Below are 20,331 nucleotides of genomic sequence, written 5' to 3'. Positions count from 1 at the left end.
GGACCGTCCCGCATCGTGCTGCTCCGCCTCGGTGTGCGGGCAGCCGCCACCGACAGGCTGGCCGTTGCTCTGACGGCTCTCGCCGGCGACGGCGCCGTGGCCGTGGCGCCGGCCGGGTGACACCGGCGACGGTCCCAGGCCGGCTTGTGTGCGTCCGGGCTGACGGCGGACACGTCGTGGACGACGAAGACACCCTCACCAGTCGGGACGATCGACTGGACAGCGCCTGCCACGTGGTTTCCCTTCTCCCCCAACGGTCCGGCGGTGTCGGCTCCCGTCGCGACGGGAGCAACGCGGCACGAAGCCTGTCGATGGTCGCCGCCGTGCCTCGCCGCACGGCTGCCGGACGCTACCCGTACTCGAACCGTACTTGAACCGTACTGCGGCTGCGGTACGGGCAGCGCCGGACCAGTGCGCGGCAAGTCGGCGTGGCCAGACTCGGCGCACCCCATGCAGCCCGCTGCGTGACGGGTTCCCTTTCCCCTCAACGAAACGGACGTCATCATGACAGTCACCTGGTTGCGGCGCACCGGATCCGCGCTGGGCGCCATGCTCGCGGCGCTCACCGTCGTAGTCGCCCCGAGTGTCAGCCACGCCGCCGGCCCCCGCCCCTTCTTCCAGCTGCCCGTCGCGTGCGGCGAGACCTGGACGCTGTCCACCTACCTCGGCCACGACGACTACGACATCGACCTGATCCCGAACTCCGGCAGCGCGTGGGGCCGGCCGATCCTCGCCTCGTACGGCGGCACCGTCGTCAAGGCCGGCATCTCCGGCGACGACCTGGGCAGCATCACGCCGGGCAACCCGGGCGGTCAGCGGGGAAACGGCGGCGGCTACTACGTGAAGATCGACCACGGCAACGGCTGGCAGACGCTCTACCTGCACATGCTCGAATCGCCGATGGTCAGCGTCGGTCAGCAGGTCACGATCGGCCAGCAGCTGGGCAAGGTCGGCAGCACCGGCGACTCGAGCGGGCCGCACCTGCACTACGAGCAGCAGGCCGACGGCAGCAAGATCGAGTCGCATTTCAACGGCGTGCCGTCCGGCATCACGCACGACGACTACACCTACTCCGTGACCCGCACCAGCAACAACTGCGGCGCGCCGGCGCAGTCCTCCGGTGCCGTGGCGTACAACGGGGTGCTGCACGAGTTCGCGCGGGGCAGTGACGGCTCGGTCAAGTACTGGTACGCCGCCGGCGGCGGATGGTCCGCACCGCAGACGATCCCCGCCAACCTGACCAGTGAACCCGTCGCGACCGTGTACAACGGAACCCTGTACGTCTTCGGGATCGGCACCGACGGCTCGGTCAAGTACTGGTTCGCCAACGGTGGCGCCTGGTCGGGCATGCAGAGCATCAGTGGCGGAGGGGTCAACGGCGCGCTGAGCGCCATCGCCGCCAACGGCACGCTGTACGTCTTCGGGCGGGGCAGTGACGGCTCGATCAGGTACTGGTACGCCAACGGCGGGGCGTGGTCCGCACCGCAGACCATCGCCGCGACCAACACCACCGGCGCCATCGCCACCGCGTACTCCAGCAACGTGCTCTACGTCTTCACCATCGCCACCGACGGCACGGTGAAGTACTGGTACGCCGTGGGCGGCGGGGCCTGGTCGAGCCCGCAGAGCATCAGCGGCGCCGCGGTCAGCGGCGGCCTGAGCGCCATCGCGGCCAACGGCACGCTCTACGTCTTCGCCCGCAACACCACCGGTTCCTTGTCGTACTGGTTCGGCACCGGCGGTCCGTGGTCCGCACCGCAGCCCATCTCCGCCAACGTCACCGGTGCCGTGAGCACCGCGTACGCCGGCAACGTGCTGTACGTGTTCGGCCGCGGTACCAACGCCGCCATGAAGTACTGGTTCGGCACCGGCGGTCCGTGGTCGGCCGAGCAGAGCATTCCTGGCAGCGCTGTCTGACCTCACCCGGTCGCGGTGCCACGGTCGTTCGACGGCCTGGCACCGCGACCGTCACGGTGTGTCCGGCACGTCCTCGGGCAGCAGCGTGGCCAACGCGTCCCGGTCGATGCCGGTGGCGCCGCGCAGCCGGAGCGCCTGCCGGCCGGTCATCGACTCCAGCACCTGCCGGGCGGCGCGGGCGTCGGCGAACCTCACTCGGAGCAACGTGTCGACAAACAACTCGAAGCAGCGACGCCGGGATCACACGACAGTAGGGTGCCGGGCATGCTCGATGATCTCGACACGGTGGACTGGTCGGCGCTGACCCACCGCGATGGCTCGGCGGACGATGTTCCCGAACTGCTGCGCGGCCTCGCCGCCGGCGAATACCCCGCCCTGCTCGAGCTCCTCTGCACCATCGTCGACTTCCAGGAAGTCGTGTACGAGGCTGCGGCGTTCGCCGTGCCGTTTCTCGTGCGGATCGTGGATGCGCCCGACGCCGACGCCCCAGGCGTTCTGCGCCTGTTGTCGCTGATCGCCGGCGGAGGAACCTTCGCGGACCGCCACGGGCATCACGGGGTCCCACGCTCGCAGCGGGACACGGCCGAGGCGCGGGCGCGACGGGAGACCGAGCGATCGTGGGTCGCCGCCGCCCACGCGGCCGTCGCCGAAGGACTGCCCACCTACACACGGCTGCTGGCCGACCATCCGGACGCGAAAGCGCGCGCCGCCGCAGCCCGGATCATCGGTCTCGCGGGACGTGACGCGCACAAGACAGGCGCGGCGAGCCTCGACCGCGGCACGACCGAGGCCCTGTGGCACGCCGCCAGATCCGACGACGACGAGGTCGTTCGTGCTACCGCGATCTTCGCGCTCGGTACCGTCGGTGAAACGGTCGAGGAATGCCTGAGCGACACGGAGGCCTTGCCCAGGCTGGTCGCGGCCGTCGTCGTCGCTGCGGCCGCGTCACCGGCGGACGGCCGGGAGGCGCCGGCCGAGGCCCTGGTGAAGCTCATCGAGGTCGACGCCGCCGCATCCATCGAGACATTCCCCGAGGTGCCGATGGGAAGGTACCGGGAGGAAACGCTGATCTGGGTGGTCAACCGCCTGGACGCCCACTGGAAGCTGCAGGTGGACCTGCTCACGGCGTGGTTGCGGCACCCCGACGACGTGGTCCGCGGATTCGCCGCTCATGCGGCCGTCATACCGATGCAGACGTGGCGCCCGGCGGCCGCCCGGCTGGTGCCGGAACTGGGCCGCGCGCTGTCCGATCCGTGCGACGAAGTGCGCGAGTGGGCCAGGTCGTACCTGCACGGGGCCGGACGCGCCGCCGCCGCTGTTGCCGACGAGCTGTGGGCAACCGCCGAACACAGGATGTGGCCGTTGACCGCGCTCAGCCGCCTCCACGACCCACGCGCCGACGCCCACATCGCGCGGCGCCTGTCCGCCGTGCCGGGCGACGGCGAGCTGCTGCACGTCGGCGGCCTGCTCGAGGCCATCGGCGTTCTCGGACCCTGGGCGGTTGCCACCCGCGACGTGATCGTCGACGCGATCGAGCGCGTCGAGCCGGGCGACATTCGCAGCGAGCTGATCATCGCGGCCGGGCGGGTGGCCGCGCCGGTCGGCAAGCTGCTGCCGGTGCTTCGTCGTCAGGCCTCGTCGCACCCGCACGCGACCAGCCTGCTCTTCGGCGACCTCGGTCCCGCGGCCCGCGAAGCGTTGCCCGAGCTGACCGCGCTGCGGGAACATCCGGATGCCGTTGTCCGGGTCAACGCCGCCCGCGCGATCTGGCGGATCACCGGCGACCTCGACGGCCTGCTGGTGGCACTGCGCGCCGGCCTCGACACGCGCCAGGCCTTGGAGGTGCTCGCCGAGGCCGGGCCGGCGGGCAGCGAGTTGGCGCCGTTCCTGCCGCCGATGTTCGACGCGGATGACGAGTGGCATGCCCTGTGGGCCACCGTCGCCTACTGGCGCCTGACCCGTGACGCGGCCCGGGTCGTCCCCGTGCTCATCCGTGACGCCGTGTGCGGTCCGCGGGGTCTGATCGCAGTGGGCTGCCTGGGGGAGATCGGACCCGCCGCCAAAGCCGCGATCCCGCTGCTCCAGCGAGCGATCGCGGCGCAGCGCCGGCAGACGGACGACAACGAAGCGATCATCCTGGACGACGCCTGGATCGACGCGTGCACGGCAGCCCTCGCCAGGATCTAGTGTGCTGAGTCATTGGTTCGTCGATGGGTTGCTTGGCATGGGTGATGGTCGTGGCCCGAAGCTGGCGACGCTGGAGTTGACGGCTGTGGAGCGGGAGGAGTTGCGAGGCCTGGCCAGGCGTCCGAAGACAGCACAGGCCTTGGCGTTGCGTGCGCGGATCGTGCTGGCGTGCGCGGACGGGCTGTCCAACAGCGAGGCGTCACGCAAACTCGGTGTGTCTCTTCCCCGCGTTCGACGTAATTCGGCGGTCCTGGAGGTACTGCGCGGCGGAACATACTGGTCAGCGTGCGAAACCTCGACTGCGGGTACCGGGCCTGGTCGGCCGGCGACACCGCGGTCCGGCAGGCGCTGGACGGCTCACCCGCGCCGACAGCAATACGCTGATCGGCCGGCCTCGACCGGGGGCTGTCCGGAGGCCGGAGGCGGCGCTCCACATCGGACTGCACGCCGACCGACAAGACGTGCCAGACCTCCACCGCTTCGCCGACGCCATCCCAGCCGCGCTGGTCGCCCAGACCGGCTCCATCGAGCCCTGACGACCGGGCGAGCTCACGAGCGAGGAGCCGGCCACCTTCCGTTCAAGCCTGCCTGACCAGGGCAACGCACAATGCAACACACCCCGCAGCCCCGCGTCCCCGGTGCCGATGACGAGGACGGAGGTCGCGATCTGGTGTTCGTCGTGGTTCATTCCTTTCCGTTCCTTGCGATTCCGTCCTCGTCAGGCCGCTGTCTTTCTCCTTGCCCGCTCGCCTACTTCACCGGCGGCGGGTTCAGCGGCAGCCACTCCTCGAATCGGGTCGCGGCCAGGAGCGCGTCGGCGCCGGGCAGCAGGGTGTCCTTGTCAAGCAGGGCCCCGAAGTACCGCGCCTGCGGGTCGGTCACGACGGTGCGGGAGTCGCCCCGGAAGGCCAGCCCCTTGCGGATGAGTTCGTCCAGGCCGAACTGTTCGGGTCCGGCCACCTCGATCGTGGCGTTCAGCGGTGCGCCGACGGTGACGCGGCCGACGGCGGCGGCCACGTCGTCGGCCGCCATGGGCTGGATGCGTGCGCCGGACAGGCGCACGGTGTCGCCGTGGGTGGCCTCCTGGGCGATGCTCCCCACGAACTCGAAGAACTGCGTCGCGTGCACGATCGAGTAGGGCCGGCCAGAGTCCTTGATGAGCTTCTCCTGCGCGATCTTGGCGCGGAAGTAGCCGCTGGCGGCGAGCCGCTCGGTGCCGACGACCGACAGCGCCACGTGGTGCCCCACCCCCGCCTCCGCCTCGGCGTCCAGGAGGTTCGTGGTGGAGGTGTGGAAGAAGTCCATCACCGCGTCGTCCGCGAACGACGGCGAGTTCGAGACGTCGACCACGACGTCGGCGCCCTCCAGTACCTCGGCGAGACCTTCGCCGGTCAGCGTGTTGACGCCGGTGTCGGGTGAGGCAGGGACGGCCTCGTGGCCGTGCTCCCGCAGTTTGGCCACCAGCTTGGAGCCGATCAGCCCGGTGCCGCCGATGACGACGATCTTCATGATGTTGCCTTCCCTGGTTCTCCTCCGGGTCCCGGCTGGTCCGGGACGTCGGTCACCGGCTCAGACCGGATAGGGGCCGGTCCTGTGACACGGCCCCGGCGCGACGGCTGTCACAAGCGAGGACTGTCACAAATCGCGGCGTGGGCTTGTCTCGGCTGTTGGAAACCGACCCGACGAAGCGAGGTACGACCATGGAGAACAGGGACATCGGGGGCGCGCACGTCATCGACACGGTGGATGACCTGCGGCGCCACCTGCAGTGGGCAATCGAGCTGGAGCATGCGACCATCCCGCCGTACATGTGCGCGCTGTACTCGCTGGACCCCGAGCGCAATCCCGAGGCCGCGCAGGTGGTCGGGACGGTGCTCGCCGAGGAGATGCTGCATCTGGCGCTGGCGGCGAACCTGCTCAACGCCGTGGGCGGGTCGCCGCGGCTCGACATCCCCGAGCTGCTGCCGCCCTACCCGCATCCGCTGCCGCACGGCGACCGGTCCGTCCACATCCATCTGGTCCCCTTCGGCCCCGAAGCCCTCGATCTGTTCCTGCGGATCGAGCAGCCGGCCTCGGCGGAGGACGCGCCCCAGTCCGACCAGTACCGGACGATCGGGCAGTTCTACGCCGCCATCGAGGCCGGCTTGCGTGCTCTGTGCGACGAACTGGGCGAACAGACCGTCTTCTGCGGCGATCCCGGACGGCAGATCGGCGAGATGCATCTGCGGGGTGGAGGCGGCCACGTCAACCCCGTCCACGATCTGAAGTCCGCCCTGGCCGCCCTCGCCGAGATCGTCGAGCAAGGGGAGGGGGCGGCGCGCACGGACGTGTGGGACGGCGACGTCGACGTGTTCCACCCCGAGCGCGACGAGGTCGCGCATTTCTACCGCTTCCAGGAGCTTCGGCTTGGCCGCCGCTACCAGGCCGGCGACACGCCGCAGTCGGGTCCCACTGGCGAGGCGATCGCGGTGGACCTCGACGGGGTGCTGCCGATGCGGCGCAATCCCCGGATCGCCGACCATCCGGAGGGCAGCCCGATCCGGGCGGCCCAGCAGGAGTTCGACCAGACCTACTGCCTCCTCCTCTACGTGCTGGAACAGGCCTTCACCGGAAACCCGAGACAGCTCAAGGACGCCGTCGGCGTGATGTACCAGCTACGGGCACAGGCGCTCAAGCTCATGAACACGCCCACCGGCGACGGCGCGACGACGGCCGGTCTGACCTTCGAATACGTGCCACCGGAGCGGCGCACCTGAGGCGTAGCCTCGGCATCGGACCGGGGCCGGCAGCGGCCCGGCGCCGGCCCCAGGAGTAAGTACACGCGGCACCCTTGGCCCAGATGGGAAGGGATGCCAGCCGCTACCGACCAGACTGGGGCGAGGGTGACGGATTCCGGGGCGGACGCCGGGCCGGGGAGCGCCGAGGACATCGAGGAGGCCGCGGCGGTCTTCACGAGCGTGCGGCCACGGCTGTTCGGGATCGCGTACCGCATGCTCAGCTCCGCCACCGAAGCCGAGGACCTGGTGCAGGACCTGTGGCTGCGGTGGCAGACGTGCGACCGCGGCACGGTGGACAATCCGGCCGGAACGGCGTGCGATCGCTGCCGAGTGGGTGCAGCGGATCCGCCGGATCTGCACCATCACCGTGAAGGTCCTGGCCGGTGGACATATGGGAGACCGGCAACGGCTACTCCCTCGACGTCGAAGCCCAGCCGAAGACCGCATCGCCCAGTACTCCGTCGCGCTATCTGCGGATGCCAAGCTGCCCCACGGCTGCACCGCCGCGATCGGTCCTGGCGCACACCAGGGCCGGGCCATCGTGGACGTCACCACCCGCTACAGTTTCAGCACGATTTTGCCCCGCGCGTGGCGGGACTCGCTCAACTCGTGGGCGGCGGCGGCCTCCTCCAGGCGGAACACGGCAGCGACCGGCACCGTGAAGCGGCCCTGCTCGGCGAGTTCGCCGGCGACGGCGATTCCTTCGAGCGCCGGCGAGTCCGCACCGGGACCAGAGCCGCGAGAAAGGTGCACGCCGTACGCTGCGGCGTTGATGTCGGCGATGCTCACCACCCTGTCCGGGCTCGCGACCAGGTCGATCAGGTCGGGCAGCGAACCAGAGCCGGCACAGTCCAGCACGACATCCACACCGCTGGGCACCACGGTGTCGACCCGCTGGGCCAGCCCGGGTCCGTAGGTGGTCGGAACCGCTCCGAGCGAGGCGACGAACTCGTGGTTGCGGGCGCTAGCCGTGCCGATGACGGTCGCGCCGCGGGCGACCGCGAGTTGGATCGTCGTCGTGCCGACCCCGCCGGCCGCGCCTTCGATCAGCAGCGTGGTGCCGTCCTTGACGCCCAGCCGGTCGAGCACACGGGTGGCCGTCTCGATGTTCCCGGCCGCGCCGCCGGCCTGCTCCCAGGTCAGGGCGGCCGGCTTCGGCGCCCACGCGGCGAGGACGGCGTATTCGGCGTTCGCCCCGCCATTCTGGGCGTAGTCGATGGTCCCGAAAACCTCATCGCCCACCTGAACCGTGGTCACGCCGTCACCGACCTCATCCACCACGCCGGCGGCGTCGACTCCGGGCACGTGCGGCAGGCGCAGCGGGATCCAGTCTTGGAATCGGCCGGCGCGGAAGTACGTGTCGGCCGGCGTGACACCCGAGGCCCGAACCGCCACCCGGATCTGTCCCGGTCCGGCGTGCGGTTGCGGTACCTCGGCGACCTCAAGCACGCTCGCGGGACCGTACTCGGAGAATTGCAACGCTCTCATGCTCGCGGACGCTAACGGACGCTGCCGTCCGTTTAGCTAAACTGAGAGCGGTGACCGACCGTTTGCCTCACACACTGCGCTCCGACGCCCTGGACAACCGCGAGCGCATCCTCGACGCGGCCCGCGCGGTGTTCGCCACCGAAGGTCTGAACGTGCCGATGCGGGAGATCGCTCGGCGCGCCGGGGTCGGTCCCGCAACCCTGTACCGCCGCTTTCCGACCAAGGAGATGCTGGCCACCGAGGCATTCACGGAGCAGATGCACGCGTGTCACGTCATCGTCGACGAGGGGCTCGCCGACCCGGATCCGTGGCACGGCTTCTGTCTCGTGATCGAGAAAATGTGTGAACTGCACGCACGCGACCGGGGCTTCACCGCAGCCTTCATGTCGACCTTCCCCAACGCGATGGATTTCGACGCGCGCCGTGAGTACGCGCTCAGGTCGATCGCCGAACTGGCCCGCCGCGCCAAGGACGCCGGCCGCCTGCGCCCCGACTTCGTCCTGGACGACCTGGTCCTCGTACTCATGGCCAACAGCGGTATCCACGCGACCTCACCGGCCGCCCAGGTCGCGGCCTCCCGGCGCTTCGCCGCGCTCGCGATCCAGGCATTCCAAGCCTCCCCGGATGCCTCGCCGCTCCCGCCCAGCCCACTTTCGCCGAGCAGGATGATCGTGAACAGGCCGTAGCGGTCGGGGTGCCGCGGCGGCTGCGCACGGTCGCCTGGCTGCTGCGTGTCCTACTGTCCGGGACCAACCTGACGATCGAGTTTGTCAACGGGCGCGCCGGCCTGGCGATCCGCCGGGCCGGTACTGCGACGGCCGTGATCGCCGTCAGCTGCGCCGAGGACCGGGTCACGATCCTCTGGGTCGTGCTGAATCCCGCGAAGCCTCGGTCAGCTCCGTCCTGACGTTGAGCTCCAACCGGTCCAGGAAGGCGTCGTGCTTCTCCATGCACGGGTAGACCGGGCAGCCTCCGGGTCTGTGACGCGTCCGCTGTCACAACCGGCCCAGCTCTCCGGTCTGAGGAAGTAGAGGGATCATCAGAGGGCAGGGGCGGTGGCGCGAGTGAGGACGAGTCGACTCGAGGCGTTCAGTGATGGGGTGCTTGCCATCATCATCACGATCATGGTGCTGGAGCTGAAGGTGCCTGAGGATCACAGCCTCGCCGGTCTGCTGCACACGACCGGCGTCGGGCTGCTGACCTACCTCGTCAGCTTCGTCTACGTGGGCATTTACTGGAACAACCACCATCATCTGTTCCATCTGGTACGGCGGGTCAGCGGCGCGGTACTGTGGGCAAACCTGGCGCTGCTGTTCTGCCTATCGCTGCTGCCGTTCACGACGGCCTGGATGGACGAGTCGCGGTTCGAGCCGACCCCGGTCTATATCTACGGCGTCAACCTGCTCGCCGCCGGCGTCGCGTATTTCGTGCTCCAGACGGTGATCATCCGGCGGGAGGGCCCGGAGTCCCCGCTGCGGCAGGCGGTTGGCCGGGACCTCAAGGGGAAGCTGTCGCCCGTGCTGTACACCGCCGGAATCTTGAGCGCCCTGGCGATCGACCGCAGCGGCCGAATCGGCGTCATGATCGCCCTGGCCTGCTTCGTCGTTGCGGCAATCATGTGGATCATCCCGGACCCGCGCATCGACCGGGTCGTCCGCCGGCACGAGACCTTGGACTGAGCACTCATGACACAACCGCTGCCCGACCCCGCCAACCTCCCCGCACCGACCGAAGGCATCCTGGTGACGCTGTTCATCACCGTGCGCCAGGTCGCCCGCTCCCGCGACTTCTACTCCCGCGTCCTGGGCGGCACCGTCGTCCTGGACGAGAACCCGTGCATCGTCCGGCTCTCCAACTCGTGGATCATCATGAACCCGGGCGGCCCACCCACCCCCGACAAGCCGGAGATCTCGGTCGTCGACTACGAGCCCGGTGACACCACGTCCATCTTCCTGAACCTGCGGGTCGCCGACATCCACACCTGCTACGAGGAGTGGACCGCGAAGGGCGCGCAGTTCCTGACGCCGCCGATCGACCGCGGTGCCGAGCTCCGCTGCTACCTGCGGGATCCGGACGGCTACCTCATCGAGGTCGGCCAGTCCACCGGCCTGCTGCACGGCAAACTCGCCGAGAAGCGCCCCGAGGACCTCCCAGGCTGAGCCAGGAGGCGTCGAGCCCCTCGGCCGCGCCCTCCGTGGTGATCGGCTGTGCGGCGGCGTACACCTGCTTGATGGCGACCGGGTGCCTCGCCTCGGGCCACCGGTCGTACTCGACGAAAGACGGCCGCCGCGTTCACGCCGACTGCGAACCCCGCAGACCAGCCGGTCATGGTGTCGGCGTTGCCGAGAATCCATGGCCGCTGTGGACGTACAGAATGGTCGGCGGCGTGTCGTCGAGCACGTTGCGGGCTGCCTCGACGCCGATCCCACACAGGAATGGGGTTTGCTGGTGGCATCGGCGATCCCGGGCAGGTTCTCAATCTGTGACAGGCGGCTAGCCTGGGAGTCGCGAACGACCTTGGGGGGACAGTGGTGGGGGATCTCGACGAGGCGGCGTCGATCTTCACGGGCGTGCGTCCGCGCTTGTTCGGGATCGCGTACCGCATGCTCGGCAGCGTCAGTGAGGCCGAGGATCTGGTGCAGGACGTCTGGCTTCGCTGGCAGACGACCGACCGCAGCGTGGTGAACAGTCCGAGCGCGTTTCTGGCGACGACCACGACCCGGCTGGCCATCAACGAGCTGCAGTCGGCCCGGGCGCGCCGCGAGACGTACATCGGGCCCTGGCTGCCGGAGCCGGTCGATACCAGCGCGGACCCGCTCCTGGGCGCCGAACGCGGGGAGGCGCTGGAGCTCGCGGTCCTGCTGCTGATGGAGAAGCTCACGCCGCACGAGCGGGCGGCGTACGTGCTGCGGGAGGCGTTCGACTACCCGTACACGCAGATCGCCGCGATCCTGCAGTCCACCGAGCCGGCCGTCCGCCAGCTGGTCAGCCGGGCGCGCAAGCACGTCGCCGGCGAGCGGAAGATCCCCGTGCCGGAGGCCGCCCAGCGGCAGCTGCTGGCGACCTTCCTCGATGCCGCCCGCACCGGCGATCTCGAGACGCTGGAGAAGCTGTTCGCCGCCGATGTGGCGAGCGTCTCTGATGGCAACGGCGCGCGTCAGGTCTCCCGCACGGCGGTCGTGGGAGCGGCCCGCGTGGCGAAGTACATTGCGGCGTTCTCCACCTGGTACTGGGAGGGTGTGGACGTGCAGTGGGTCGCGACGAACGGGCAGACCAGCGCGGTCATGCGCCGTGGGGCCGAGCTGCTCGGCATGGTCACGATCAACGCTTCCGAGTCCGGTATCGACCAGGTGCTGTGGATGATGAATCTTGAGAAGCTCGCGGCCGTGGCCGCCGTCACAAACTAGGCGCCTGCCCTGTCATAGCTGCTGACAGCGAGAGACGGGGGACGAAGGGTGCGGACGATCCTGATCGTCGGCGGCGGGTACGCTGGCTTCTACACCGCCTGGAAACTGGAGAAGAAGCTCCGCCGGGGCGAGGTGCGCGGCCGGATCCTGCCCGAGGTGACCGACAAGCCGGGCGAATGGGTGGTGCGCTCGCTGGAAAAGCGCGGCGGGCACGTGCACCTGAACGCCCAGGTGCCGGCGGTGCCGACCGGGGAGCGAAAGTTTCGGGTGCTCGCGGTATGGGCTACCGCCGTGCCGTTCGGCCGCGACGTCGTCTCCCTCACGTCGGTGCAGCACCCCCGGGCGGCGTTCCTGGCCGGTGCCGGCCCGCGCGTATCCGCACCCGCTCGAGGGGCGGGTGCTGTGGAGGCGAGGGTGTTGGCGGGCGATGCCCCGCGTTCATGACGACGTCGTACGCCGGCTCGCCGCTGCCTGCCAGTCCGGCGAGGTCGTTGCGATCGGGGCCGTGCTCGATCCGGACGTCGTCGCCGTGTGCGACAGTGGCGGCCGCGTGCCCGCTCCGATCTATCCCGTGCACGGAGCGGCCGAGGTCGCCTGGCTGCTCTGTGCCCTGCTGCCCGGAGCTGACCTGACGATCGAGAGCGTGAACGGGCGCGCGGGCCTGGCGATCCGACGGGCCGGCGCCGCGGTGGCCGTGATCGCTGTCAGCTGCGACGAGGGACGGGCCGCGACCATCTGGGTTGTTCTGAATCCCGCGAAGCTGCGGGGCTGGCACCGCCGCTGAGCCTTGTACTGGCAGTACATGGTTGCGAACGAGCAGCGACGTCAGCGTTGAGGCATGAAGAAGGTAACCATGCGGAACACGATTGATCTGACCGGACGGCTCGCCGTGGTGACCGGAGCGAGCAGCGGCATCGGGCTCGGCCTGGCGACCCGCCTGGCTGCGGCCGGTGCCGAGGTCCTCCTACCCGTCCGTGACGAGGCCAGGGGCGAGGCCGCGCTGAGCCGCATCCGCGCCGAGGTGCCCGGTGCCGACGTGTCGCTCCGTGAGCTTGACCTGGCCTCGCTGAAGTCGGTGGGCGCGCTGGGGGACACTCTGAACGCCGAGGGGCGGCCGATCCATATCCTGATCAACAATGCCGGGCTGATGACGCCGGCCACGCGGCACACCACCGCCGACGGCCTGGAGCTGCAGTTCGGGACCAACCACATCGGGCACTTCGCGCTCACCGGCCGGCTGCTGCCGCTGCTGAGCGCCGGCGAGGCCCGGGTGACGACCATGACCAGCAGCGCGGCGCGGCACGCAAGGTTGAACTGGGAGGACCTGCAGAGCGAGCGGGCGTACGCGCCGGTCCGCGCGTACAACCAGTCGAAGCTCGCGAACCTGCTGTTCGCGCTCGAGCTCGACCGGCGTTCGCGAGCGGCCGGGTGGGGGATCGTCGGCAATGCCGCCCACCCGGGCACGACCCTGACCGGTCTGTATGCCGCCGGCCCCAACCTGGGCCGGGCGAAGCCTTCGCCGATCGAGGCCGTCATGAAGCGCCTGGCGAGGTGGGGCGTGCTGGTGCAGGGCGTCGACCGGGGCCTGCTCCCGGCCCTGTACGCGGCCACCAGCCCCGAGGCGGGGGGCGGCCGCTTCTACGGCCCGGACGGGTTCGGCCAGTTCACCGGCGGTCCGGCCGAGCTGGACCTCTACCGCCCGGCCCGCGACGAGGCCGCCGCCGCCAGGCTGTGGGAGGTCTCGCTGCGTCTCGCCGGCCTCCAGTTCGCGGCCGTGTGAGCGCGGTGTGAGCGTGGACCGCACCCGGCTGGCCGAGTACCTGCGCACCCGTCGCGAGGCCCTGCAACCGGAGGACGTCGGCCTGCCCCGCGGGCGGCGGAGGCGCACGCACGGCCTGCGCCGCGAGGAGGTCGCGGTGCTCTCCGACATGTCGATCGACTACTACAGCCGCCTCGAGCAGCCGCGCGGTCCCCATCCCTCCGAGCAGATCCTCGGCGCGCTCGCCCGCGGGCTGCGCCTGTCCATGGAAGAGCGTGACCATCTCTTCCGGCTCGCCGGGTACGCCACCCCGCGCCGCTCCACCGACGACCACGTCAACCCCGGGATGGTGCGCATCTTCGACGGTCTGCGAGATGCCGCGGCGCAGGTGGTGAGCCCGCTCGGCGAGACATTGCTGCAGACCCCGCTGTCTGTCGCCCTGATCGGCGACGAGAGCGTCCACAAGGGTCTCGCGCGCAGCCTGCACTATCGCTGGTTCACCGACCCGGCGACCCGGCTTCTGCGGCCCGCGGAGGGGCCGCTCATCGTCGCGGACCTGCACGAGTCGTACATCCGCGACGGCAAGGATTCCCGGGCGGGTGCGCTGGTCGGCGCGCTGCTCGAGGAAAGCCCAGACTTCGCCGCGCTCTGGCGCGAGCATCCGGTGGCGAGCCGCTACTGCGGCCCGGTCCAGCTCGTACACCCGCAGGTCGGACCGATCGACCTGCACTGCCAGCGCCTGATCGACCCGGACCAGTCGCAGCAACTGGTCGTCTACACCGCCCAGCCCGGCAGCGAGAGCCACGAGAAGCTGGAGCTCCTGAAAGTGATCGGCGGCCAGCACCTCGACGAGGCACCGGCCGCCGGTCTCGGCGACCAGCGGGCCAGCCAGTCGCGGTAGGTGGTCGCCGCGAGGACTGCGCCCACCGGGGCAATCAGGACATCGCCGGGCACCGCGCCGAACATGCCGGCGGCCGGGTCGACGACGACCGTGCGCTTGTCGCCGTTGGCGGCCAGCGCGGCGCGGCCCCAACTCGTCGAGCGTGAAGACCTCGGGGCCGCCAGGGCAGCGGCGACAGCTTGGAGGTCGGCGCGGATGTACGTGGTGGTGGCTGGTCCGGTGGTGTCGGTGTGGCCGGCGTACGCGCGGGCGGTGCCGTACCCGAAGTGGCGTTCGACCCAGGTGAGGGTGGTGTGGCGCAGCCAGTGGGCGGTGATGCCGTGCGCGGCGACCCAGGGCAGGTGGTTGCCGATGCGGCGCCACAGCTGGTCGTAGCGGCGGCTGGTCAAGGCATGGCCGTTGCGGTAGCGCAGCAAGGCGTCCGATGGCACGACCGCACCGCGGACCGCGGCGTGCTGGACGAGGCTGGCGGCAAGGTCGAGGCTGATCGGCTGCCAGCGCACCGTGCCGCCCTTCTCGCGGAGCTGCCGGAGGCCGCGGTCGGCGGCGAGGTCCTGCAGGCGCAGCCCCAGCGCACCACCTCGCCGGCAGGCCGTTTCGGTGTGCAGGCGCAACAGGAGCGCGTCGAGGATGGTGTCGTTGCCGGTGGTGCGGGCGACCAGGTTGATCTCGGTCAGTTCGGCTGGTGTCAGTGCCCGGCGGGTGCTGGGCAGCCGCCGTGGTTTGCCGACCCGGTGAGCCGGGCTGTCCGCGGCCTGGATGAGGGCGTCGGCGATGGCCTGGTTGTAAAAGGCACGGGCGGCCGCGATGAGCAGCTCACCGCCGCGGCTGTTGCGGCGGGCGCGGGCACCGTTGACGACGTGCTGGCGCAGGGCCTGGATGTCGCTGGCGGTGATGGTGTCGATGGCGAGGTTGCCCCAGGCCGTGGTCATCCGCTGCCAGTAGCTGCGATAGGCGCGCAGCGCGCCGGGCCCGGCCGCGGCGAGCACCTGCGGGAGGTACTCGTCGAACGTCGGCAGCGCCGGTCGGGCGTCGCGCTGCAGGTCGACGAGGGTGACGCCGAGCTCGGCCAAGGCTGTCCAGGCGGCGTCGAGCCGCTCGCGGTAAGCCGGCATCGCCTGATGCGAACTGGTCGGCGAGGAGCCGGACGGGTCGAGCCTGCCGACGTCCAGGTGCGGCTCGACCTGGTTGGGCCCACTGGGTGGTGCGGGCAGGTAGGGCAGCGGCGGCTGTGGCGGTGGGGGCGCGGGGGAGCGGCGCGGGGACGAGCGCCGCGATCATCTGCTCGGCCGGGGCTGGAATGCTGCGCCGCACGCGGGTCATCGTCGCCGCCAGGGCGCGGTCCGCACATGGCGAAACCCGACCGGGTTATCACCCGCTCGGGTCTGCTGGGATGCTACGAATTCGCGGATCTTGGTAAACATTCACCAAGACAAGTGTCGAAGGGGGGACTTGAACCCCCACGCCCTTGCGGGCACTAGCACCTCAAGCTAGCGCGTCTGCCATTCCGCCACTTCGACCTGCTCCGACCATCCTACCCGGTCACTTTCTCACCGCCCGGACGGCCGACGGAGACATTACACGGTCCGCGCGGATCTTGGCGAATCGGGGGGTGCGACACGCAGAAGGGCCCCGGCGGAGGGGGGAACCGCCGGGGCCCTTCTTTGCCCGGGTGGCCGATGGGGGGTGCCGGCCACCCGACGTCAAACGTTGAAGATGCTCACGCCGCCCGGGCCTACGAGCAGGGCGACCACGATGAGGATGATGCCCCACAGGATCTGCCGGCGGAGGAGTGCGACGACGCCGGCGATGCCGATGAGCACCGCGATGATCCACAGAAGAGTAGCCATGATGGTCTTGTACCTCCGGGGAGAGATCGATAAACGCAATCAGCCAGCTGGTCAGCCGGCAAGGTCCTCAGGCCAGGTGGTGCGGCGGGTGAGGACGTCGCGGACCTTGTCGACGACGGCGACGGCCGGGTCGACGAGCTTGTTGAGCGGCGGCTTGGCCGGGGTGTTGGGGTGGGGGCGGGTGGGTGCGGCGCCGCGGGCGATCAGGACGCGGTTGCCGAGCCGGACGAGCTCGGCGTCGCTGCACTGTTCGCGGAGACGGGGGAACACCTCCTTGGCGGTGCGGTCCGCGTGCGAGCGGACATGGACGGCGACGGCTTCCAGCGCTGCGTGGTACGCGGCGTCCGCGGCGGGGGTCGCGTGCAGTCGCTGGAGGGCGAGGATCAGCTCCGCGTCCGCGGCGACCTCCTGCGAGGCGATCGGGTCGCCGTCGGGCAGGACGGCCTTGACCGTCGGGTAGAGGTACTGCTCCTCGGCGGACAGGTGCCGCGCGAGCGTCGCCACCAGTACGTCCTCGATGTCCTGCGGCCTGGCCTTCTCCTGCTCGTCGGGGGCCGCGAGCCGGTCGCAGAGCTGGGTGAGCTGCTGGTGGTCCTCGTCGAGGAGGTCGAGCATGCTCGGGCCGCCGAAGACGACCTCGTCGTCCTCGATGCCCGGCACCGGCGGTAGCGGCGGCAACGGTGCGGCGCTCACGTGCACCCTCCTCGATCGCTTGTTGTCGTTGCCGCGTCGGTACCCGGGGCGCAAGTTCTTGAAACGGGTGGTTACCCGCCAGTACGCTCCCATGTACCGACTTCGATGGAAGCGGGCCGCCACCTGCTACGGAAAGGGGCCGCCATGTCCCTCACCAGGCGGGGACCGACCGTCCTCGCCGCCACCCTGGTCGCGCTGCTGGGAGCCACCGCCCCGGCGCATGCCGCAGCCGGGCCGCCACCCGGATCGATCGCCAGCATGGGCGACTCCATCACCCGCGGGTTCAACGCGTGCGGATGGTTCGCCGACTGCCCGTCCCGTTCGTTCAGTACGGGCAGCACCTCCTCCGTCAACAGCCACTACCTGCGGATCCGCGCGGTGGACCCGGCGATCGACGGCCACTCGTACAATGACGGCAAAAGCGGGGCGAAAGCGGCTGACATGCCAGGTCAGGCCCAGACCGCGGTCTCCCAGCGCGTCGCCTACGTCACGATCCTCATCGGCGCCAACGACGCCTGCACCTCGTCGGAGTCGGCGATGACCAGCGTGGCTGCGTTCCGGGCGTCGCTGGACACGGCCCTCGGCACGCTGAAGACCGGCCTGCCCGACGCGAAAGTGCTGCTCATCAGCGTGCCCGACCTGAAGCGGCTCTGGCAGGTCGGCAAGGACAGCTCCGGCGCGCGCACGGCCTGGGGGCTGTTCGGCATCTGCCAGTCGATGCTCGCCAACCCGACGTCGACCGCGGCCGCCGACACCGCGCGGCGCGACCGGGTCCGGCAGCGGGTCGTCGACTTCAACGGTCAGCTGGCGTCGGCCTGCGCGGCGTACGGCACCAACTGCAAGTACGACGGCGGCGCCGTCTTCGGCTACCCGTTCCAGCTGTCGCAGATCTCGACTTGGGACTATTTCCACCCCAACGCGTCGGGCCAGGCAGTGCTCGCCTCGGTCAGCTACGCAGCCGGTTTCGGCTGGTGAGGTGCGAGTGGTCCGGTGACGCTTCGTGGTAGCCCACCGGACCACCCGCCGAAATTGTCACAGCCGCCTGGTATGACTTCATCATGGACGCCACCGACGAGGTCATCGAGCTCTGCCGCGACTTGCTGCGTATCGACACCACCAACACCGGCGACCTGGAGACGAGCGTTGGTGAGCGGCTCGCCGCGGAGTATGTCGCCGAGAAGCTCGCCGAGGTCGGCCTCGATCCGCAGATCCACGAGAGCGCGCCCGGCCGGGCCAGCGTCGTCGCCCGCTTCGAGGGCAGCGACCCGACGCGTGACGCGCTGCTGATCCACGGCCACCTCGACGTCGTGCCCGCCGACGCCTCCGAGTGGTCCGTCGACCCGTTCGGCGGTGAGATCAAGGACGGCTACCTGTGGGGGCGCGGCGCCGTCGACATGAAGGACTTCGACGCGATGGTCCTGGCTCTTGTACGGCAGATGCGCCGCGAGGGCCGCAAGCCACCGCGGGACGTGGTGCTCGCCTTCGTCGCCGACGAGGAGGCCGGCAGCACCTATGGCGCGCAGTACCTCGTCGAGAAGCACGCCCACTACTTCGACGGCGTGACCGAGGCGATCGGCGAGGTCGGCGGGTTCTCCGTCAGCGTCGGCGGCGACCAGCGCCTCTACCTGATCGAGACCGCGCAGAAGGGCATCGACTGGCTGCGGTTGCACGCCAAGGGGCGGCCCGGGCACGGCTCGATGATCAACGACGACAACGCGGTGACCGCGGTCGCCGAGGCCGTCGCCCGGGTCGGCCGGCACCGCTTCCCGGTGGTCATGACGCCGACCGTGCGCGCGTTCCTGGAGCAGGTGTCGGAGATCCTCGGCATCGAGCTCGACCTCGACGACCCCGAGCGGGCCGTGGAGAAGATCGGGCCGATCGCGATGATCATCGGTGCCACGCTGCGCAACACGGCCAACCCGACCCGCCTCGCCGCCGGGTACAAGGACAACGTGATCCCCGGCCGCGCGTCCGCCACCATCGACTGCCGCACCCTGCCCGGGCAGTCGGAGCTGTTCGAGCAGCAGCTGCGCGAGCTCGTCGGCCCCGACATCGAGCTGGAGTACATCCACCGCCAGGCCGCGCTGGAGACCACATTCGACGGCGCCCTCGTCGACGCGATGACGGCTGCGCTCAAGGCGGAGGACCCCGGCGCGTTGCCCGTGCCGTACATGCTCAGCGGCGGCACGGACGCCAAGCAGTTCGACAAGCTCGGCATCCGCTGCTTCGGCTTCTCACCCGTGCGGCTGCCCGCCGACCTGAACTTCGGCGCGTTGTTCCACGGCATTGACGAGCGCATTCCCGTGGAGGGACTACAGTTCGGCGTGCGAGTCCTCGACAGGTTCCTGCAGCAATCCTGATCTACCCGACCGTCCCACCACCGATATCAGGGGGAGTCCCATCATGACCGACCGGCACGCGGAGCTTGACGCCGCGCTCGAGCGCGTGATCACGGCGGCCCGCGACCACCTTGCCGCGGTCAAGGCCGCCGACGGGCGGGCCGACGACGACGAGGTGTGGCGCGCCTACGTCGAGCTCAACAACGCCTCCAACGGCTACGACGAGCTCCTGCTCGACGCCTTCGGCGAGGTCACCCCGTGGGACGTCGAGGCCATCGACCCCGACGAGGCGGACCGCCAGTTCGGCGTCGGCATCGGCGGCGTCGACGGCACCGAGGCCGAAGACCCGCACCCGCAGATCATCTCCGTCCGCCAGCGCCGCGACTACCGCGTCCCCAGCGTCGCGGCCCTGCTCCGCCTCGCCGACGCGGCCCGCCGCACCAACCCCGGCGAGGGCGACACCGCGTCCGTCGAGACGGTCGGCGAGGCCGTCCTCGAGCTGATGCAGGCCGGCGACGGCTCGCTCGGCGCCCTCGACATCCCCGAGCTGGAGTCCCTCGACGGCGTGGTCGTCGTCGCCGAGGTGGCCACCCCGCTCGACCCCGAGGCGTACGAGGACAACGACGGCACCGGACCGTTCGCCGTCGGCGCCGAGGACCGCGTCGTCGACCGCCTCGACGAGCACGCGTTCGTCGAGCTGGACGAGGACCTCGACGAGGACGAGCCGGCCGCGGGCGGCGACGCCTCCGACCAGACCACCGAACCCGCCGACCGCCGCTGACCTGCCGCGCTGCGGACCTGCCGCGCGGCAGCGCTGTGGACCCGCTGCGCTGTTGACCTGCTGCCCGTGACCGCCCCGGTCCTCCGGCCGGGGCGGTGCGGTCCTGTTCAACGGGTCCGTGCGGGTGTGCCGGTCTCCTAGGCCGTGTCTCTTGGATCTCGGGTGGTGAGGTCGCGGAGCCAGATTTTGATGGTTGCGACGTCGATGGTGGCCAGGTACATGAAGGCACGCT

Annotated in this window: 20 protein-coding genes, 1 tRNA gene and 2 pseudogenes; 16 read left to right on the top strand and 7 right to left on the bottom strand. The window is 70.3% G+C overall.

Going from position 1 to position 20,331, the window contains the following annotated elements; all coding sequences use genetic code 11:
* The first annotated feature begins 504 nt into the window (after positions 1–504).
* Positions 505–1,917 carry a peptidoglycan DD-metalloendopeptidase family protein gene (locus ACFY3L_RS37670; RefSeq protein ID WP_389335544.1) on the top strand — a complete coding sequence of 471 codons (1,413 nt, stop codon included), beginning with the start codon at positions 505–507 and terminating at the stop codon, positions 1,915–1,917.
* 51 nt (positions 1,918–1,968) lie between these two features.
* On the opposite strand, the gene ACFY3L_RS37665 is transcribed toward ACFY3L_RS37670, so the two are convergent.
* Positions 1,969–2,112 carry a hypothetical protein gene (locus ACFY3L_RS37665; RefSeq protein WP_389335541.1) on the bottom strand — a complete coding sequence of 48 codons (144 nt, stop codon included), beginning with the start codon at positions 2,110–2,112 and terminating at the stop codon, positions 1,969–1,971.
* Positions 2,113–2,181: 69 nt separating this feature from the next.
* Here ACFY3L_RS37665 and ACFY3L_RS37660 point away from each other — a divergent pair, with 69 nt between their 5' ends.
* Both ACFY3L_RS37660 and ACFY3L_RS37655 read left to right on the top strand, forming a co-directional pair.
* Complete coding sequence (locus ACFY3L_RS37660; protein WP_389335538.1) at positions 2,182–4,104, top strand: hypothetical protein; 1,923 nt, start codon at positions 2,182–2,184, stop codon at positions 4,102–4,104.
* Between the two features lie 37 nt (positions 4,105–4,141).
* Positions 4,142–4,696 carry a helix-turn-helix domain-containing protein gene (locus ACFY3L_RS37655; RefSeq protein ID WP_389336009.1) on the top strand — a complete coding sequence of 185 codons (555 nt, stop codon included), beginning with the start codon at positions 4,142–4,144 and terminating at the stop codon, positions 4,694–4,696.
* A gap of 158 nt (positions 4,697–4,854) precedes the next feature.
* Here ACFY3L_RS37655 and ACFY3L_RS37650 read toward each other — a convergent pair whose 3' ends face one another.
* Complete coding sequence (locus ACFY3L_RS37650; RefSeq protein WP_389335536.1) at positions 4,855–5,613, bottom strand: SDR family oxidoreductase; 759 nt, start codon at positions 5,611–5,613, stop codon at positions 4,855–4,857.
* Between the two features lie 191 nt (positions 5,614–5,804).
* Between ACFY3L_RS37650 and ACFY3L_RS37645 the strand changes: the two genes are divergently transcribed.
* Together ACFY3L_RS37645 and ACFY3L_RS37640 are read left to right on the top strand one after the other, a co-directional pair.
* On the top strand, positions 5,805–6,860 hold the full coding sequence (locus ACFY3L_RS37645) for a ferritin-like protein (RefSeq protein ID WP_389335533.1): 1,056 nt from the start codon (positions 5,805–5,807) through the stop codon (positions 6,858–6,860).
* Between the two features lie 93 nt (positions 6,861–6,953).
* Positions 6,954–7,106, top strand: a pseudogene (locus ACFY3L_RS37640) (hypothetical protein); the annotation flags it as partial.
* A gap of 333 nt (positions 7,107–7,439) precedes the next feature.
* On the opposite strand, the gene ACFY3L_RS37635 reads toward ACFY3L_RS37640, so the two are convergent.
* A complete protein-coding gene (locus tag ACFY3L_RS37635) occupies positions 7,440–8,369 on the bottom strand; it encodes an NADP-dependent oxidoreductase (RefSeq protein ID WP_389335530.1) in 930 nt (309 codons plus the stop codon).
* A 50-nt stretch (positions 8,370–8,419) separates the two neighbouring features.
* On the opposite strand from ACFY3L_RS37635, the gene ACFY3L_RS37630 reads away from it, so the two are divergent.
* The 8 genes from ACFY3L_RS37630 to ACFY3L_RS37595 all read left to right on the top strand — a co-directional run bounded on the left by ACFY3L_RS37630 (position 8,420) and on the right by ACFY3L_RS37595 (position 14,436).
* A complete protein-coding gene (locus ACFY3L_RS37630) occupies positions 8,420–9,055 on the top strand; it encodes a TetR/AcrR family transcriptional regulator (protein WP_389335527.1) in 636 nt (211 codons plus the stop codon).
* Between the two features lie 369 nt (positions 9,056–9,424).
* On the top strand, positions 9,425–10,048 hold the full coding sequence (locus ACFY3L_RS37625; protein WP_389335524.1) for a TMEM175 family protein: 624 nt from the start codon (positions 9,425–9,427) through the stop codon (positions 10,046–10,048).
* Positions 10,049–10,054: 6 nt separating this feature from the next.
* Entirely contained in the window at positions 10,055–10,528 is a 474-nt protein-coding gene (locus ACFY3L_RS37620) for a VOC family protein (RefSeq protein ID WP_389335521.1), read from the top strand.
* 369 nt (positions 10,529–10,897) lie between these two features.
* A complete protein-coding gene (locus ACFY3L_RS37615) occupies positions 10,898–11,776 on the top strand; it encodes an RNA polymerase sigma-70 factor (RefSeq protein ID WP_389335518.1) in 879 nt (292 codons plus the stop codon).
* A 48-nt stretch (positions 11,777–11,824) separates the two neighbouring features.
* The gene (locus ACFY3L_RS37610) at positions 11,825–12,220 is read left to right on the top strand and encodes a hypothetical protein (RefSeq protein WP_389335515.1); all 396 of its coding nucleotides are present in this window, start codon (positions 11,825–11,827) and stop codon (positions 12,218–12,220) included.
* 61 nt (positions 12,221–12,281) lie between these two features.
* Entirely contained in the window at positions 12,282–12,560 is a 279-nt protein-coding gene (locus ACFY3L_RS37605) for a siderophore-interacting protein (RefSeq protein WP_389335512.1), read from the top strand.
* 69 nt (positions 12,561–12,629) lie between these two features.
* Positions 12,630–13,556, top strand: a complete 927-nt coding sequence (locus tag ACFY3L_RS37600; protein WP_389335509.1) for an SDR family oxidoreductase — start codon at positions 12,630–12,632, stop codon at positions 13,554–13,556.
* 13 nt (positions 13,557–13,569) lie between these two features.
* Positions 13,570–14,436 (top strand): helix-turn-helix transcriptional regulator, encoded by an 867-nt coding sequence (locus ACFY3L_RS37595; protein WP_389335506.1) that lies wholly within the window; start codon positions 13,570–13,572, stop codon positions 14,434–14,436.
* Between the two features lie 230 nt (positions 14,437–14,666).
* On the opposite strand, the pseudogene ACFY3L_RS37590 reads toward ACFY3L_RS37595, so the two are convergent.
* From ACFY3L_RS37590 to ACFY3L_RS37575, 4 genes and pseudogenes are all read right to left on the bottom strand, one after another.
* Positions 14,667–15,368: pseudogene (locus tag ACFY3L_RS37590) on the bottom strand (tyrosine-type recombinase/integrase); the annotation flags it as partial.
* Positions 15,369–15,873: 505 nt separating this feature from the next.
* Positions 15,874–15,956 (bottom strand) — tRNA-Leu (locus ACFY3L_RS37585).
* Positions 15,957–16,139: 183 nt separating this feature from the next.
* Positions 16,140–16,286: a GPGG-motif small membrane protein gene (locus ACFY3L_RS37580; protein ID WP_360559810.1), complete on the bottom strand. Its 147-nt coding sequence runs from the start codon at positions 16,284–16,286 to the stop codon at positions 16,140–16,142.
* 51 nt (positions 16,287–16,337) lie between these two features.
* Positions 16,338–16,979, bottom strand: a complete 642-nt coding sequence (locus ACFY3L_RS37575; RefSeq protein ID WP_389335503.1) for a hemerythrin domain-containing protein — start codon at positions 16,977–16,979, stop codon at positions 16,338–16,340.
* Between the two features lie 144 nt (positions 16,980–17,123).
* Between ACFY3L_RS37575 and ACFY3L_RS37570 the strand changes: the two genes are divergently transcribed.
* The 3 genes from ACFY3L_RS37570 (at position 17,124) to ACFY3L_RS37560 (ending at position 20,099) form a co-directional block, all read left to right on the top strand.
* Positions 17,124–17,954 carry an SGNH/GDSL hydrolase family protein gene (locus ACFY3L_RS37570; RefSeq protein ID WP_389335500.1) on the top strand — a complete coding sequence of 277 codons (831 nt, stop codon included), beginning with the start codon at positions 17,124–17,126 and terminating at the stop codon, positions 17,952–17,954.
* Between the two features lie 83 nt (positions 17,955–18,037).
* Positions 18,038–19,339 carry a M20/M25/M40 family metallo-hydrolase gene (locus ACFY3L_RS37565; RefSeq protein WP_389335497.1) on the top strand — a complete coding sequence of 434 codons (1,302 nt, stop codon included), beginning with the start codon at positions 18,038–18,040 and terminating at the stop codon, positions 19,337–19,339.
* A gap of 43 nt (positions 19,340–19,382) precedes the next feature.
* Complete coding sequence (locus ACFY3L_RS37560; protein WP_389335494.1) at positions 19,383–20,099, top strand: hypothetical protein; 717 nt, start codon at positions 19,383–19,385, stop codon at positions 20,097–20,099.
* The last annotated feature ends 232 nt before the right edge of the window (positions 20,100–20,331 follow it).

Source organism: Dactylosporangium sp. NPDC000521 (assembly GCF_042898305.1).
GTDB lineage: Bacteria > Actinomycetota > Actinomycetes > Mycobacteriales > Micromonosporaceae > Dactylosporangium.
The sequence above is the reverse complement of the archived record's forward strand: the minus strand, read 5'-3'. Positions and strand labels throughout refer to the sequence as shown.